The sequence below is a fragment of the Rothia sp. CCM 9417 genome (assembly GCF_048513575.1).
Taxonomy (GTDB): domain Bacteria; phylum Actinomycetota; class Actinomycetes; order Actinomycetales; family Micrococcaceae; genus Rothia.
In genome coordinates, this window is record NZ_JBLXXT010000001.1 from 600,869 (window position 1) to 614,293 (window position 13,425).

General features: G+C 54.7%; 15 protein-coding genes. 12 read left to right on the top strand and 3 right to left on the bottom strand.

All coding sequences use genetic code 11. The features are described from left to right. Positions 1 to 4: 4 nt before the first annotated feature. Genes ACN082_RS02730 through ACN082_RS02740 form a run of 3 tightly spaced genes read right to left on the bottom strand, consistent with a single transcriptional unit; the run spans position 5 to position 2,601 of the window. Positions 5 to 1,144 carry an isochorismate synthase gene (locus ACN082_RS02730; RefSeq protein WP_419099307.1) on the bottom strand — a complete coding sequence of 380 codons (1,140 nt, stop codon included), beginning with the start codon at positions 1,142 to 1,144 and terminating at the stop codon, positions 5 to 7. Beyond that, positions 1,141 to 1,935 (bottom strand): SDR family oxidoreductase, encoded by a 795-nt coding sequence (locus ACN082_RS02735; RefSeq protein WP_419099308.1) that lies wholly within the window; start codon positions 1,933 to 1,935, stop codon positions 1,141 to 1,143. Before ACN082_RS02735 ends, ACN082_RS02730 begins: the two co-directional genes overlap by 4 nt. Before the next feature lie 42 nt (positions 1,936 to 1,977). After that, the gene (locus ACN082_RS02740) at positions 1,978 to 2,601 is read right to left on the bottom strand and encodes an isochorismatase family protein (protein ID WP_419099309.1); all 624 of its coding nucleotides are present in this window, start codon (positions 2,599 to 2,601) and stop codon (positions 1,978 to 1,980) included. A gap of 217 nt (positions 2,602 to 2,818) precedes the next feature. On the opposite strand from ACN082_RS02740, the gene ACN082_RS02745 reads away from it, so the two are divergent. From ACN082_RS02745 to rplO, 12 genes are all read left to right on the top strand, one after another. Then, a complete protein-coding gene (locus ACN082_RS02745; RefSeq protein WP_419099310.1) occupies positions 2,819 to 4,567 on the top strand; it encodes a (2,3-dihydroxybenzoyl)adenylate synthase in 1,749 nt (582 codons plus the stop codon). A 165-nt stretch (positions 4,568 to 4,732) separates the two neighbouring features. Continuing rightward, positions 4,733 to 4,966, top strand: coding sequence for a phosphopantetheine-binding protein (locus ACN082_RS02750; protein WP_419099311.1), 234 nt, complete (start codon positions 4,733 to 4,735; stop codon positions 4,964 to 4,966). A gap of 25 nt (positions 4,967 to 4,991) precedes the next feature. Further along, positions 4,992 to 8,975, top strand: a complete 3,984-nt coding sequence (locus tag ACN082_RS02755; protein WP_419099451.1) for an amino acid adenylation domain-containing protein — start codon at positions 4,992 to 4,994, stop codon at positions 8,973 to 8,975. A gap of 348 nt (positions 8,976 to 9,323) precedes the next feature. After that, positions 9,324 to 9,695, top strand: coding sequence for a 50S ribosomal protein L14 (gene rplN, locus ACN082_RS02760; protein WP_135013742.1), 372 nt, complete (start codon positions 9,324 to 9,326; stop codon positions 9,693 to 9,695). A 3-nt stretch (positions 9,696 to 9,698) separates the two neighbouring features. After that, positions 9,699 to 10,034: a 50S ribosomal protein L24 gene (gene rplX, locus ACN082_RS02765; RefSeq protein WP_419099312.1), complete on the top strand. Its 336-nt coding sequence runs from the start codon at positions 9,699 to 9,701 to the stop codon at positions 10,032 to 10,034. After that, complete coding sequence (gene rplE, locus ACN082_RS02770) at positions 10,034 to 10,594, top strand: 50S ribosomal protein L5 (protein WP_135013744.1); 561 nt, start codon at positions 10,034 to 10,036, stop codon at positions 10,592 to 10,594. The genes rplX and rplE overlap by 1 nt, the downstream gene beginning before the upstream one ends. A 68-nt stretch (positions 10,595 to 10,662) precedes the next feature. Then, positions 10,663 to 11,061 (top strand): 30S ribosomal protein S8, encoded by a 399-nt coding sequence (rpsH, locus tag ACN082_RS02775; RefSeq protein ID WP_419099313.1) that lies wholly within the window; start codon positions 10,663 to 10,665, stop codon positions 11,059 to 11,061. 25 nt (positions 11,062 to 11,086) lie between these two features. Then, positions 11,087 to 11,623 (top strand): 50S ribosomal protein L6, encoded by a 537-nt coding sequence (rplF, locus tag ACN082_RS02780; RefSeq protein WP_419099314.1) that lies wholly within the window; start codon positions 11,087 to 11,089, stop codon positions 11,621 to 11,623. Between the two features lie 2 nt (positions 11,624 to 11,625). After that, positions 11,626 to 11,985, top strand: coding sequence for a 50S ribosomal protein L18 (gene rplR / locus ACN082_RS02785; protein WP_419099315.1), 360 nt, complete (start codon positions 11,626 to 11,628; stop codon positions 11,983 to 11,985). Then, entirely contained in the window at positions 11,985 to 12,668 is a 684-nt protein-coding gene (gene rpsE, locus ACN082_RS02790) for a 30S ribosomal protein S5 (protein WP_419099316.1), read from the top strand. Before rplR ends, rpsE begins: the two co-directional genes overlap by 1 nt. Beyond that, positions 12,668 to 12,877: a 50S ribosomal protein L30 gene (gene rpmD / locus ACN082_RS02795; protein WP_419099317.1), complete on the top strand. Its 210-nt coding sequence runs from the start codon at positions 12,668 to 12,670 to the stop codon at positions 12,875 to 12,877. The genes rpsE and rpmD overlap by 1 nt, the downstream gene beginning before the upstream one ends. Before the next feature lie 2 nt (positions 12,878 to 12,879). Continuing rightward, positions 12,880 to 13,338 carry a 50S ribosomal protein L15 gene (gene rplO, locus ACN082_RS02800; protein ID WP_419099318.1) on the top strand — a complete coding sequence of 153 codons (459 nt, stop codon included), beginning with the start codon at positions 12,880 to 12,882 and terminating at the stop codon, positions 13,336 to 13,338. The last annotated feature ends 87 nt before the right edge of the window (positions 13,339 to 13,425 follow it).

Here is a 13,425-nt window from a genome sequence, read left to right on the forward strand (position 1 = left end):
GCGCCTAGCTCTTGGCCGCGGGCACAGTGGCCTTGAGGGCCGCAAGAACCGTTTGCATTTTTGCCTGGGTCTCGGCTAGTTCTTTGGCAGGATCAGAGCCGGAGACAATACCGGCTCCAGCAAAAACATTAACCTTAGACGAGACTCTTTGCAGGCAACGAAGCACCAGCGACCAGCGCCCGTTACCCTGACTATCTGCCCAGCCCACAATCCCACTGTAGTAGCCTCGTGGGTAAGACTCCAGCTGGCTAATGCGGTGCTGAGCGAGAGCTTGGGGAGCACCACAAACTGCTGGGGTTGGGTGAAGTGAAGCTGCTAGATCTAGCGAGCTAATACCTGGAGGGACCTGAGCCCTAATAGGAGTACCAAGGTGCCACATTGAATCCGTAGACATGACCTCAGGGCCACTGGGCCTAGAAATCTCTATTCCATCAAAAAGCTCAAGTTGCTTGAGGATGTGCTCCACTACCAGGGAATGTTCAAAGAGGTCCTTGGGGGAGTGGAGCAAAATCTTTTGAGCCTCTTGCAGATCTTTGGCCTGATGGGCTGCAATTGATCCAGCCAAGGGATGGGTAGTGAAACTTCCCGAGTGTAAATCGACCAGGACTTCTGGGGAAGCACCAATCCATGTTTCATGGCCTGATAGGGGGACACGGAAGACGTCGGCGTGAGGATTGTTCCGGTTCAAACGGTCAAAGACAAGGTGATCGAATGCCGCTATATTCTCTGGGGCAGTAGCTAGGTCGAGGGTTTTTTTCCAGGAAAGAACAATCTTTTGATAGTCTCCTGAGCTAATCTCGGTCAGTGCTTCCTCTACAGCCTGCCGGAAGCTCAGAGCACTTGCCCTATTAATCTGGTTGTCATCCTCAGTGGCAAGTATGAAATCCAGGTCTGGCTCAGGAACAGATACAGTTTTCTGGTGGGGAGTAAAGGAATAATCTGTGCTGTGAATGAGCGTGGAGGGGCTTTTCGGATCAAAGGGAATGATGCCGCAAATGATTGCGTCCTGATCGCCGTAGGTAGAGAAAAGATCATCTAATGAACACTGAGCCAGGGGTAGGCTAAGACAGGTACCTGATGGGACGCTGAGATGTTTACCTTGGCTTACAAAGTCGAAGAGCGGGAGCTTATTTTTAGCATTCATCGTTGTGTAGCACCTCCATCGGCGGTCAACTCGGCAAGTGTGATGTGGGAGGAAGCTGATGAGAGTAAAAAGTGTACTACTGAAGCGATTTCCTCGGGCCGAGCAATTTTTTTGAGAGGAATGCCATTTCTATAATGCTCTGGTGAACCAGCAATTGTTTCTTGACTCAAATCCTGTCCCTGCCATATGGGCTCTAGCATGGGTGTGAGCGTTGTTCCTGGGCATATGACATTCGCCCGGATGCCGTACTGGCCGATTTCTAGGCCCAGAGAACGGGTGTAATGGGAGGCAAAAGCCTTGCTGGCCCCATAGGCGCTAAAGAGGGATCGTGGGCCGGTAGCTGCATTGGAGGCAAGCGTTACGATCGAGCGCTGTCGATAGAGACTGGGATCCTGATTGTCAGCTACCATGTGGCGGGCTGCCGCATTAGAGGTGTTGAAGACACCTAGAGCATTGACAGCTAGAACTTTTTCAAGATCTTGTGCACTACATTCTAAGGCCGGCCCATGGTGAAGCAACCCTGCGGCATTGACCAATCCCAGGATGGTGTAGCTTTCGTTGATCTGAGAAAATATTTTATCAATGCTTTCAGCCTGGGATACATCTGCCTGAATTGTGATAACTCCAGCGCCCTCAGATAGTTTTTTATCTCCTGCCTCCAGGCTAAGCCCTATGAGTGTGCAGTCCTTAAACTCGGGGCTTTGGGCGAGTATATCTAGCGTGGCAGATCCTATTCCTCCACTAGAACCAGTCACGATGATGCAGGGCGGACGAGATGATTGGGCAGTCATAGCGGTTCTTACGATGTCCTTAGGTAGGGTCGGGGGGTGTGGTCAGCTCTTGAGAATTCTTGCGCTCTGGATGGTTTGCCCACACCGCTGAGCTACGTAGGAGAGGGCCATCAGGTGCTCTTCCCGGGAGAAATCAGCTTGGGCATCGCCGATAAAGAAGACCTTGTAGCCCTTCATGAAGGCTGTAAGCGCTGTTGTGAGGCACCCGATATGTGAGTATATCCCGGTAATCCAGAGTTGATCTTTGCCGTAGTTGCGCAGCCGATGATCAAGGTCGGTTCGGTAGAAGGCACAGTAGCGCCACTTGGTCAGCACCGTATCCTCTGGTCTTGGGGCTAACTGCTGGATGATCTGTGCTCCCTGGGCAGATTGCATGCCTGAACCCCAAAAATCATTGAGTAACTGCCTATCTTGGGGTTGCTGAGCGGGGGGCTGAGCGGTGTATATCAGGGGCATATCTTCTTGCCGGGCAAACTGGCTGAGTAGGTCAATGTTGTCAATTGCCCGCTTAATTTGGCTTTCAGGGTGGGGATCGAAAGCATCCACGAAGTGGTTCTGCATATCGTGAACCAGCAAGGCTGCTCGGCTGGGGTCGGGGAGCCATTCTGTGCTGTTGGTTGGAAAGGCATCAGTATCGAGCGTGTAGCTGGCGATCCTGGGAAGCATATTTAGGCTATCCTAATTCTCTGATAAGGCAAACATGATATTTTTATGAAGACCACCTTAAAATTAGCTGATATATGCCTTGCTTGCAAACAAGGTTGCCCTGGTATTCTTGCTAAGGTTAGGGAAAGCTGAGCTGTAGCATAAGCTGCGGCTATCAGTTCCTGAGCTAGTCAGATCTAGCTAGGATAAACCAATGAACTGTTTGGGATGAGAGTGTATGAGCCATAGAGACCTTGCTAGCCCCTTTGATGAGCTCAAGCCGGTTACTAGGAGCCCCCTAGAATTCCAGGGTTTTGTCCCCGAGGAGCGGCTCAAGGACTATTACCTCAAAGGCTACTATCAGCCTCAAACCATAGCTCAGTTCCTGCAAGAGAGCCTGAGTAAGTACGCTGATCAGCCCGCTGCCATTGGTCTAACTCATCGGGGTCAGGGTGAGGGCTCCGGCTCCCAGGAACAAAAATGGACCTACAAACAGTTGGCCGCACAAGCGGAGCTAGCCGCTCAGCGTCTGCAGTCTCTGGGGGCTAGAAAGGGCGATAGGGTTCTGCTGCAACTTCCGAACTGTCTGGAGTTTCTCTCCTACATGGTGGGTTCTTTTCAGCTGGGTCTTGTCCCTGTTTTCTGCCTTCCTAAGCACAGGGAACGCGAGCTAGAGCATTTTGCGCGACAGGTGGATCCTGCCATCCATATCTTCGCCCAGGGCGCCGAAAACTGCGACTATTGGTCCCTTTACCGGGCATATTCGCAGCGCATGCTAGCAGCAGATCTAAGGCCCCCTCTGGCCTTGGACATTACCGAGCCGGGGCAAGGACTTGAGCCCCAGGCGGGGTTGCCTGGGTGTCCAGATGCAGAGGAGACAGCGGATAAGTGCGCGAAACCCTGGGAATCGGTAGCGCTCTTTCAGCTTTCGGGGGGCACTACCGGCAGGTCCAAGATGATTCCCCGAACCCATATGGACTACCTCTACTCCGTGCGAGAGTCAGCCCATATTTGCCAGCTAAGTCCCCAGACCAAAATGCTGGTTGTTCTACCAGCTGCCCACAATTTCACTATGAGTTCGCCAGGCATACTGGGGGTTTTATACTCGGGCGGAACCCTTATTATGGCCGGTGATCCCAGCCCTCAAACCGCATTTGGCCTGATTCAGCGGCACGGTGCAACCATGGCCTCTCTGGTCCCGGCACTTGCCAGGGCTTGGGCTTTACTGGCTGAAAGAGGTGGGCTGTCCTTTCCAAGCCTAGAGTTGGTTCAGGTCGGTGGGGCAAAATTTAGCCCCAGCGCTGCCCGCCATCTGGTTGAGGTTCTGGGTGTCAAACTGCAACAAGTCTTTGGCATGGCTGAAGGTCTAGTCAATTACACGCGTTTGGATGATCCCCTGGAGATAGTATTGACCACCCAGGGAAGACCAATCAGCCCCGATGACGAGATTCTGATCCTTGATGACCAGGACAAGATCCTTCCAGCAGGTCAAGCCGGGCACCTTCTGACCAGAGGTCCCTACACGATTGGTGCCTACTACCGGGAGGAAAAAGCCAATAGGGAGAGTTTTACCGATCAGGGCTTCTACAGGACTGGTGACCTGGTAGTAGCCCACCCGAGCGGCCATCTAGAGGTAGTGGGCAGAGCTAAAGATCAGATAAATCGCGCCGGCGAAAAAATCTCGGTTGATGAGATCGAAGATTTTGCCTTGCAGCTCCCTGCAGTCCAGGATGCAGTAGCAGTTGGGCTACCTGATCCAGATGTTGGTGAGCGTATCTGTTTAGTGCTCTTGGCAGGCGACCTCAAGGCTTTTGGGCCCAGCCCCCTAGATTATGTTCGTCGTGCCTACCGTCAAGCGGGTTTTGCTACCTATAAGTTGCCTGAGAGGGTTGAGCTTCTGAGCCAATTCCCCTTGACCAAGGTGGGAAAGATTTCCCGCAAGGAACTTAGAGAGCGCATCGGAAAAATCATCAGTAGCCCCCAGTAAAAACAGTTACCGGAGCAAAAGAGCAAGAGGGAAATTTGCTAGTTGGCCAAGAGGTGCTCTGCCCAGGTAAGGGTCCTCGTGCCCACCTCCTCTGAGCGCCAGTAGAGTTCCCGGCCTTCCTGCGCCCTTGAAATATTAACAGCTAATCATAGAAAGGTTACCCTCATGACCCAAGAAGAACTCCTGGAACTGCTCCACAAGCAGATGGGAGACAAGCTAGATCAGGCAAGTATCAAAGAACAGCCGCAGGCAGACCTCTTGGAGGCCGGTTTGGACTCTATGGGGGTCTTTTTCCTGCTCGATGACCTGGCCCAAAAGGGGTACCAGCTTGAATTTACCGACTTTATAGCTCAGCCAACCTTGGCTTACCTCATGGAGGCGACGCAGGGTGAGAGCTGAGCGGTGGCATGACCTACCTGCCTCAATGGTCGGCATCTACTGCGCCACGGCGGCAGAACCGCAGAATCCCAGATACAACACCGCTGAGCTCATTGAAATCAGTGGTAGCTTGGACTACCAGGTTTTGGAAGCAGCCCTGCATGATGCTTATTCTGAACATGAGGCTATAGGGGCAGAGTTTTGCCAGGAAGAGATAAAACAAGCCCCCCAGGGTTTAAAAAGTAAACAGGGCACTCCTCAGTGGAGAGCGCGGACTACACCTGAGGATCAAGAGCAGAGAGAGCTTATAGAGCGCTGCCGCTTACCAGAACAGCAGAATCAGTTTGAGGCAGTCAGCCAGTGGTGTTATCAGCGAGCTCAGCAACCCCTAGACGTGTTTAACGGTAAGGGGGTAGATGCTGTACTCATCGAGATGGGTCAGAGAACCTGGCTCTACCACGCAGCCCATCACCTGATAGCTGACGGCTATGCTGTGCACACACTTTTGGGCCGCTGGGCCCAACTGTACCGGGAAGGTCTGCACGGGCAGAGCACAGTCGGTAAGCGCTCATCGCTAGCGGAATTGACTATTCAGAGCCAAGAACAAGCTGATCGGGCACTCCAAGATAGGCAGGCCTGGATCAAGAAACTGGCAGAAGAGGATCTCAGCGCCGATACCTCAGTTGCCCAGGCCACGGCACCGGCAAGCTTCAGGCCTTACCGCTCACGCCACACTGTCAGCCAGCAGCTCCAGGCTAGCCTCCTTAAAGCCAGTAAGGATTTCGGGGTGGGTTGGTCTCAGCTACTGACCGCTGCTTTAGGCTCTTATCTAGCCAGGGCAGCTCGGAGCGAGGTGAGCCGCCTTGCGGTGCCTCTGATGAACCGTACTCTTGCCGGTTCCAAGGCTAGCGCGCTTACCCTTTGTAGTGCTGTCAACCTCCTGCCTCTTGCGGTCCCATCGAGCGGTGATGTTAAGGAGCATGCCCAGAAAGTTGCTCAGGAAATGGCCTTTGCCCAGGGACACCCCCTGGCACGCTATGAGGACCTGGAAAGAATAACTGCTAGTAGGGGTCGTCTGACCGGGGCTCAGATCAATATTGTTCCTTTTGAATCAGCGCTCGATTTTGGTGGTGGCACCACAGGCCGGATCCATAATCTGCTTGCAGGGCCGGTTGAGAATATAACTGTCTGCCTAAGGGGAATGCCAAGACCCGGGGCGGACTTAAGCCTGGAAGTAGACTGTAACCCAGCTCTCTACAGCCTAGAAGAAAGTCACTTGCATGGTGAGCGTATCCTTAGCTGGCTTGAACAGTACGCTCAGCTGTGTGGGCGTGGAGGTGAGCTCGATCAATTAAAGCAGGCAACGGCCAGTGAAAGAACTGCCCTGGAAGAGTTTAACAGGACCGCCCATGATGTGAACTACCAGCCCTTGGCTGCCCGTTTTCTTGAATTTAGCCGGCGACAGCCAGAAGATTTTGCGGTCATTGAGGCGGCCCCCTATGATTCCTACGGCTCCTCTGAGACCGAATTTGGTCACCGTACTTTGACCTACCAGCAGCTAGCGGACCTGAGCCTTCGCTACGCAGGGGCTCTCCAAAGCTACGGTGTCAGCAGGCAGGATACCGTTGGCTTGCGGGTTGAGCGTGGCCTGGAGCAGTTCATCTTGCTTTATGCTCTCTTGCATCTGGGGGCAGTTTACCTGCCCCTGGACCCGGCCCTACCCGCTGGTAGGATCAGCTCCATGTGCCAGGACGCCCAAGCCAGTCTTATCTGCCAGGGACCTGGTGTGGCCCCTTTGGAAGGTCAAATGGTACCTGAGCTGGTGAGCTGGCAAGAGCTCACCGAACGAGCAGTAGCTTTAGGCCCGGAAGAACTGATAGAGGCAGGGGCGGGTAGTAGCCTTCAAGCTCATGAAAATATTTACGCCCTCTTTACCTCTGGCTCTACCGGCCGCCCCAAGGGAGTCATCACCAGCGCGGGAGCTCTAGCCAACCGGCTTGCCTGGCAACAAGACCTGCTCAGGCTAGAGGAAGGTGAGCGGGTACTGCATAAGACCCCAATCTCTTTTGACGTGCATATCTGGGAACTCTATTGGCCTCTGACTCAGGGGGCCACCGTAGTGGTTGCTGCCCCTGGCGGGCATAGAGACCCCCAGTACCTAGCCGGCATCTTGGAACAAGGCGGCGCCGACCTTGTGCATTTTGTTCCCAGCATGCTAGCAGCCTATCTGGATTCTCTGGCACTCCTGGATAGCCCTCAAGCCGGCAAGCAAGGCCCTAGAGCTTTTATTTGCTCTGGTGAGCAGCTCCCAGCTTCAAGTGTCCTGCAGGTTCATAGGCGTTATCAGGCTCCGGTCCATAACTTTTACGGCCCGACCGAAGCAGCTATTGATGTGACAGCTTTTTCTGCTTTGCCCGGGAGTTCATACAGCCAGGTGCCTATTGGCAGACCGGTGTGGAATACCGGCCTCTCTATCCGCGACCTGGCCGGGCAAGAGTGCCCCCCCGGGGTAGTGGGGGAATTGCACCTGCACGGTGTGCAGGTGGCAAGCGGCTATCTGCAAAGACCGGAGCTAAGTCAGGCCTCTTTCTACCTGGACTGCGCCGGAGAGCCTTCCTACCGCACCGGAGACCTTGCCTACTGGGATAGCCAGGGCAATGTTTACTACCGGGGCAGGGCAGATAACCAGGTCAAGATCAGGGGCCAACGGGTGGATCTAGGCGAGATTGAGACGGTGCTGGCAGGACACCCGAATGTCTCTAATGTTGCTGTTCTCTACCTCCCCGAACGCCTTGATGCCCTGGTGGCTTTTGTGGAACTGAGGCAGGGGTGCACGGATACCAACCCTGCTGATTACGCGACCTACACCGGCCAAGAGCTCCCCGATTATATGATTCCCAACCAGTGGATCTTTGGCCAAGAATTGCCTTTGACCCCTAACGGCAAGATAGATCGTAAATCCCTGCGAAACTATTACCTTGAGCAGGCCGAGCACGATCAGCCGTCACCGACGATTAGTCATCAGGTCAAGAGCCTTCTGGAGGAAGAAATCTGCGCTATTTATAGCACCCTACTGGGCTTCCAGGCTGGCCCCGATACTGATTTTTTTGCGCAGGGCGGTAATTCACTAGCAGCCTTAAACCTCTTGGCAAGCCTTGAGCGGCAGACAGGGAAGAAAGGCTCATTCTCGCAAATCTTTACAAACCCCACCCCCCGCCTACTTGCCCAAGCTTTGGAGAGCAACGAAGCTGATGACTTCGTACCGCTTTTGAGCCTACGTCAGAGCCTGGACAGAGAGCAGAAAAACCATATTGTTTTTGTCCCCCCGGCTGGCGGGCTGGGCTGGTGCTATCACACCTACCTGCCCTATCTACCTGCCCGGAAGCCAATCTGGGCCCTGCAAGCAGCAGCCTACAGAGACCCGCAGGCCCCTGGTGCCGGCAGTATTGAACAACTAGCTAGAGACTATATTGGGGTGCTTCATGAGGCCGGTATAGAACTAGAAGGGCTCACCCTACTGGGCTGGTCACTGGGAGGGATGGTAGCCCAGGAGATGGTCTACCAGCTAGAGCAGGCAGCTCTGGCACCTGGGCGGCTTATCCTCCTCGATGCCTACCCGCAGGAACTGTGGCGTAGGCAGAAGCCACCAACAGAAGATCAAAAATGGCAGGCTTTAGTCCGAATGGGCGGTCTAGAAACTGCAGAAACAGGTCTCACCAGAAGCAGGGTAGTTGAACTACTTGAGGGAACCAATACAGCGCTGGGATCCTTGGGGGATGCTGAACTGAACGTCTGTATCGACCAGGTCCACAGGGCCATGGAACTCGTTCGTTTGGGGGATCCTTCTCCTATCGTTACTTCTACTACTCTCTTATCAGCTCTGCGCTCCCAGGAGAAGGGGCTAGAGCCGGAAAGCTGGGCTAGCTACTGTGCTAACTATGGGTGGGTTCAGGTTGCCCAAGAACATGTTGACTTGGTCAAGCCCCAAAGCTTCGGTGGAGTCTTGCAAAAAATTTTCGACCAGGCTTGAGTAAAGGAGTGCAGGCTGACTACAGCCTAAATCACTCGCACTGCCCTAGGTGCGGGCTGTTCAGTGCTGATTAACTGTGGTAAAGTTGATAACCTATGTGGCTACCTATAGCTACATAACCACGGTTTCTTTCGTGCCACAGCATAATGCCGCTCACACAGCGGGGTTCGCCCGCTCACCACGCGGGTCCAGATGCTCGGGGCATGACTGATTCCTAGGCGTGTCCGCCAACTCTCTACCCTGTTTCAGGTATGAGAGACCGGCGCGTCAACATCCCGTAGAAATGTTCCGCAAGGCTGGCTCGCAACCTATACCGCGTGTCGGAACCGGCGAGACGACAGGAGAAATATGATTCAGCAGGAGTCACGACTCAAGGTTGCTGACAACACCGGTGCGAAGGAAATCCTGACCATCCGTGTTCTCGGCGGCTCAAAGCGTCGTTACGCAGGCATTGGCGACATCATCGTCGCAACCGTCAAGGACGCAATCCCCGGCGGTACCGTAAAGAAGGGCGACGTTGTTAAGGCAGTTGTCGTCCGCACCAAGAAGGAAGTTCGTCGTCCCGACGGCTCCTACATCAAGTTCGACGAGAATTCAGCAGTAATTCTCAAGAACACCGATGGTGACCCCCGTGGCACCCGTATCTTCGGACCTGTTGGCCGCGAACTGCGCGACAAGAAGTTCATGAAGATCATTTCACTTGCTCCGGAGGTGCTCTAACTCATGGCTAAAATCAAGTCTGGTGACCTGGTACAGGTTATTTCAGGTGCAGATAAGGGTAAGCAGGGCAAGGTTCTTAAGGTATTCCCTAAGACCGAGCGCGTGCTGGTTGAAGGCGTAAAAATCATCACCAAGCACAACAAGGCTAACCCCATGACCGGCGAAGCTGGTGGCATCGAAAAGGTTGAGGCTCCGATTCACGTTTCTAACGTTGCAATCGTTGATCCCGAGACCAAGAAGCCGACCCGCGTTGGTTACCGCCTCGAGACCGTAGAGCGCAATGGCAAGGAGCGCACTGTTCGCGTTCGCGTTGCCAAGAGCTCGGGTAAGGACATCTAATGACCGAAGCAAAGATTACCCCTCGTTTCAAGACGAAGTTCAACGAAGTAGTCACCCCCGCCCTGCAAGAAGAGTTCAAGTACGAGAACGTCATGCAGGCACCGAAGATCGTTAAGGTCGTCGTTAACATGGGTGTTGGTGAAGCTGCCAAGGACGCGAAGCTCATGGATGGTGCTATCCGCGACCTCACCGCAATCACCGGTCAGAAGCCTCTCGTTACCCGCGCGAAGAAGTCCATCGCACAGTTCAAACTGCGCGAAGGCCAGCCCATCGGTGCGCACGTCACTCTCCGTGGCGACCGCATGTGGGAATTCCTCGACCGCCTGGTCACCCTGGCTCTTCCCCGTATCCGCGACTTCCGCGGCCTCTCGGATCGCCAGTTCGACGGTAACGGTAACTACACCTTCGGTTTGACCGAACAGTCAATGTTCCACGAAATCGACCAGGATTCCATTGACCGTGTACGCGGCATGGACATCACCGTGGTTACCACCGCAAAGACCGACGATGAAGGCCGTGCGCTTCTCAAAGCACTCGGTTTCCCGTTCAAGACTCAGTAACGACTACGTTATAGGTCCGCACCTGTACTCAGGTGAGGAAACCATAACGAGGAAGGGCCTAGCCCACCATGACTATGACAGATCCTGTCGCAGATATGCTGACCCGTTTGCGCAACGCAAACTCAGCACATCACGACTCCGTTTCAATGCCTTACTCTAAGCTGAAGGCTCGCATCGCCGAGATCCTCAAAGCTGAAGGCTACATCGCTGACTTCAAGGAAGAGGAAGCACGAGTCGGTAAGACTCTGACCCTCGAACTGAAATTCGGCCCCTCACGCGAGCGTTCCATTGTTGGCGTTCGCCGTATTTCCAAGCCGGGTCTGCGTGTATACGCAAAGTCCACCAACCTTCCTCAGGTACACGGTGGCCTCGGTATCGCAATCCTGTCAACCTCTTCAGGTCTGCTTACTGACAAGCAGGCTGCGAAGAAGGGTGTTGGCGGCGAAGTCGTCGCTTACATCTGGTAGTCGGTAAGAAGAGAAAGGAAGAAGAATGTCACGTATTGGACGTCTCCCCATCTCGGTTCCTGCCGGCGTTGAGGTAAAAATCGACGGCAACCTTGTTGCCGTTAAGGGTTCAAAGGGCGAGCTGACTCACGAAGTCGCAGCCCCCATCGAGGTCACTCTCGAAGACGGTGTACTCACCGTCACCCGCCCGAACGATGAGCGCGATTCACGCTCTCTGCACGGCCTGACCCGCACCCTGATTCAGAACATGATCATCGGTGTCACCGAAGGCTACACCAAGAAGCTCGAAATCGTTGGTACCGGTTACCGTGTAACCGCAAAGGGTTCCGACCTCGAGTTCGCACTTGGCTACTCACACCCCATCACCGTTAAGGCACCTGAAGGTATCTCATTCGCTGTTGAGGGCGCTAACAAGCTGACCGTTTCCGGTATCAGCAAGCAGCAGGTTGGCCAGGTTGCAGCTAACATTCGCGGTCTGCGTAAGCCCGATCCCTACAAGGGTAAGGGTGTTCGCTACGAAGGCGAGCAGATCCGTCGCAAGGTCGGAAAGGCTGGTAAGTAACAATGGCTGTAAAGACTAAGTCAGCACAGCGCGCACGCCGTCACGCACGCGTTCGCAAGTACGTTTCAGGTACCGCAGCACGTCCTCGTCTGTCTGTTACCCGCTCAGCTCGTCACATGTTCGTTCAGGTCATTGACGACACCAAGGGCGTAACCCTTGCATCAGCATCCACCATGGAGGCTGAGCTGCGCGCCGCAGAGCTAGACAAGACCGCTAAGGCAAAGCGCGTGGGCGAACTCGTCGCCGAGCGTGCCAAGGCGGCAGGCATCGAGGCAGTTGTCTTCGACCGCGGTGGTAACAAGTACCACGGCCGTGTCGCAGCAGTTGCAGAAGGCGCACGCGAAGGAGGTCTGGCACTCTAATGAGCGAGCAGACTGTAAATGAAAAGGAAACTCAGGTGACTGAAGCAAGCGCAGAAGCTACCGCTGAAACTTCCGAGAAGCGCGAAGCCCGCCGTAACGAGCGTGGCGACCGCCGCGGTAACCGTGGTGATCGCCGTGGCAACCGCGGCCGCGAAGAAGAGAAGGACAAGTTCATCGAGCGAGTTGTCACCATCAACCGCGTCTCCAAGGTCGTCAAGGGTGGTCGTCGCTTCAGCTTCACCGCACTTGTCGTTGTTGGTGACGGTAACGGTATGGTTGGCGTCGGCTACGGTAAGGCTAAGGAAGTTCCCGCCGCCATCTCTAAGGGTGTTGAAGAAGCTAAGAAGAACTTCTTCCGCGTACCCCGTATTGAAGGCCGCACTATTCCTCACCGCGTTCAGGGTGAAGCAGCAGCAGGCGTAGTTATGCTCCGCCCCGCTACCGCTGGTACCGGTATTATCGCTGGTGGTCCCGTTCGTGCCGTACTTGAGGCAGCAGGCATCCACGATGTTCTGTCCAAGTCACTCGGTTCCTCGAACCAGATCAACATTGTCCACGCGACCATCGATGCACTGCGTCAGCTCGAAGAGCCCGTTGCAGTTGCAGCACGCCGTGGTCTTCCCCAGGACGAGGTTATCCCCGGCTTCTTGCGTGTCGCTCAGTCTGAAAAGGCAGGTGCCTAATGTCCGGCAAGCGTATTCAGCCCAGCGATGCAAAGCTGGAAATCACCCAGATCAAGTCCTACGTTGGCGAAAAGCAGAACATGCGCGACACCCTTCGTTCCTTGGGCCTCAAGCGCCCCGGTAACAAGGTTGTTCGCACTGCTGACCCCGTCACCTGCGGCATGGTCAACACCGTAGCTCACCTGGTTCAGGTTGAGGAGGTCAAGTAAAGATGGCAGTAGAAAATAACGACGCTATCAAGATTCACGATCTGCGCCCGGCTCCGGGTGCCCATAAGGCAAAGACCCGCGTAGGCCGCGGTGAAGGCTCAAAGGGTAAGACCGCAGGTCGCGGTACCAAGGGTACCAAGGCTCGTTACCAGGTCCGTGCGGGCTTTGAAGGTGGTCAGCTTCCGCTGCACATGCGCCTTCCCAAGCTCCGCGGCTTCAAGAACCCCTTCCGTACCGAGTACCAGGTTGTTAACCTGGACCGTATTGCGGAACTGTTCCCTCAGGGCGGCGACATCACCGTTGACGCACTGGTAGCAGCTGGCGCCGTTCGCAAGAACGAGCTGGTTAAGGTTCTGGGTACCGGCGAAGTTTCAGTAGCCTACAAGGTAACCGTTGATAAGGTTTCCGAATCAGCTAAGGCTAAGATCGAAGCTGCTGGCGGTTCTGTAACCGTCAAGTAGTCTTTGGACTCACCGGGTTAACCGGTAGGGCTCCTCTCACGTCACCGTGAGGGGAGCCCTTCTTTTGATGCCATCTACAGGGGCCGG

Coding starts and splice junctions, on each gene's coding strand:
- ACN082_RS02730 (WP_419099307.1), bottom strand. CDS start 1,144: ATGAATGCTAAAAATAAGCTCCCGCTCTTCGACTTTGTAAGCCAAGGT.
- ACN082_RS02735 (WP_419099308.1), bottom strand. CDS start 1,935: ATGACTGCCCAATCATCTCGTCCGCCCTGCATCATCGTGACTGGTTCT.
- ACN082_RS02740 (WP_419099309.1), bottom strand. CDS start 2,601: ATGCTTCCCAGGATCGCCAGCTACACGCTCGATACTGATGCCTTTCCA.
- ACN082_RS02745 (WP_419099310.1), top strand. CDS start 2,819: ATGAGCCATAGAGACCTTGCTAGCCCCTTTGATGAGCTCAAGCCGGTT.
- ACN082_RS02750 (WP_419099311.1), top strand. CDS start 4,733: ATGACCCAAGAAGAACTCCTGGAACTGCTCCACAAGCAGATGGGAGAC.
- ACN082_RS02755 (WP_419099451.1), top strand. CDS start 4,992: ATGGTCGGCATCTACTGCGCCACGGCGGCAGAACCGCAGAATCCCAGA.
- rplN (WP_135013742.1), top strand. CDS start 9,324: ATGATTCAGCAGGAGTCACGACTCAAGGTTGCTGACAACACCGGTGCG.
- rplX (WP_419099312.1), top strand. CDS start 9,699: ATGGCTAAAATCAAGTCTGGTGACCTGGTACAGGTTATTTCAGGTGCA.
- rplE (WP_135013744.1), top strand. CDS start 10,034: ATGACCGAAGCAAAGATTACCCCTCGTTTCAAGACGAAGTTCAACGAA.
- rpsH (WP_419099313.1), top strand. CDS start 10,663: ATGACTATGACAGATCCTGTCGCAGATATGCTGACCCGTTTGCGCAAC.
- rplF (WP_419099314.1), top strand. CDS start 11,087: ATGTCACGTATTGGACGTCTCCCCATCTCGGTTCCTGCCGGCGTTGAG.
- rplR (WP_419099315.1), top strand. CDS start 11,626: ATGGCTGTAAAGACTAAGTCAGCACAGCGCGCACGCCGTCACGCACGC.
- rpsE (WP_419099316.1), top strand. CDS start 11,985: ATGAGCGAGCAGACTGTAAATGAAAAGGAAACTCAGGTGACTGAAGCA.
- rpmD (WP_419099317.1), top strand. CDS start 12,668: ATGTCCGGCAAGCGTATTCAGCCCAGCGATGCAAAGCTGGAAATCACC.
- rplO (WP_419099318.1), top strand. CDS start 12,880: ATGGCAGTAGAAAATAACGACGCTATCAAGATTCACGATCTGCGCCCG.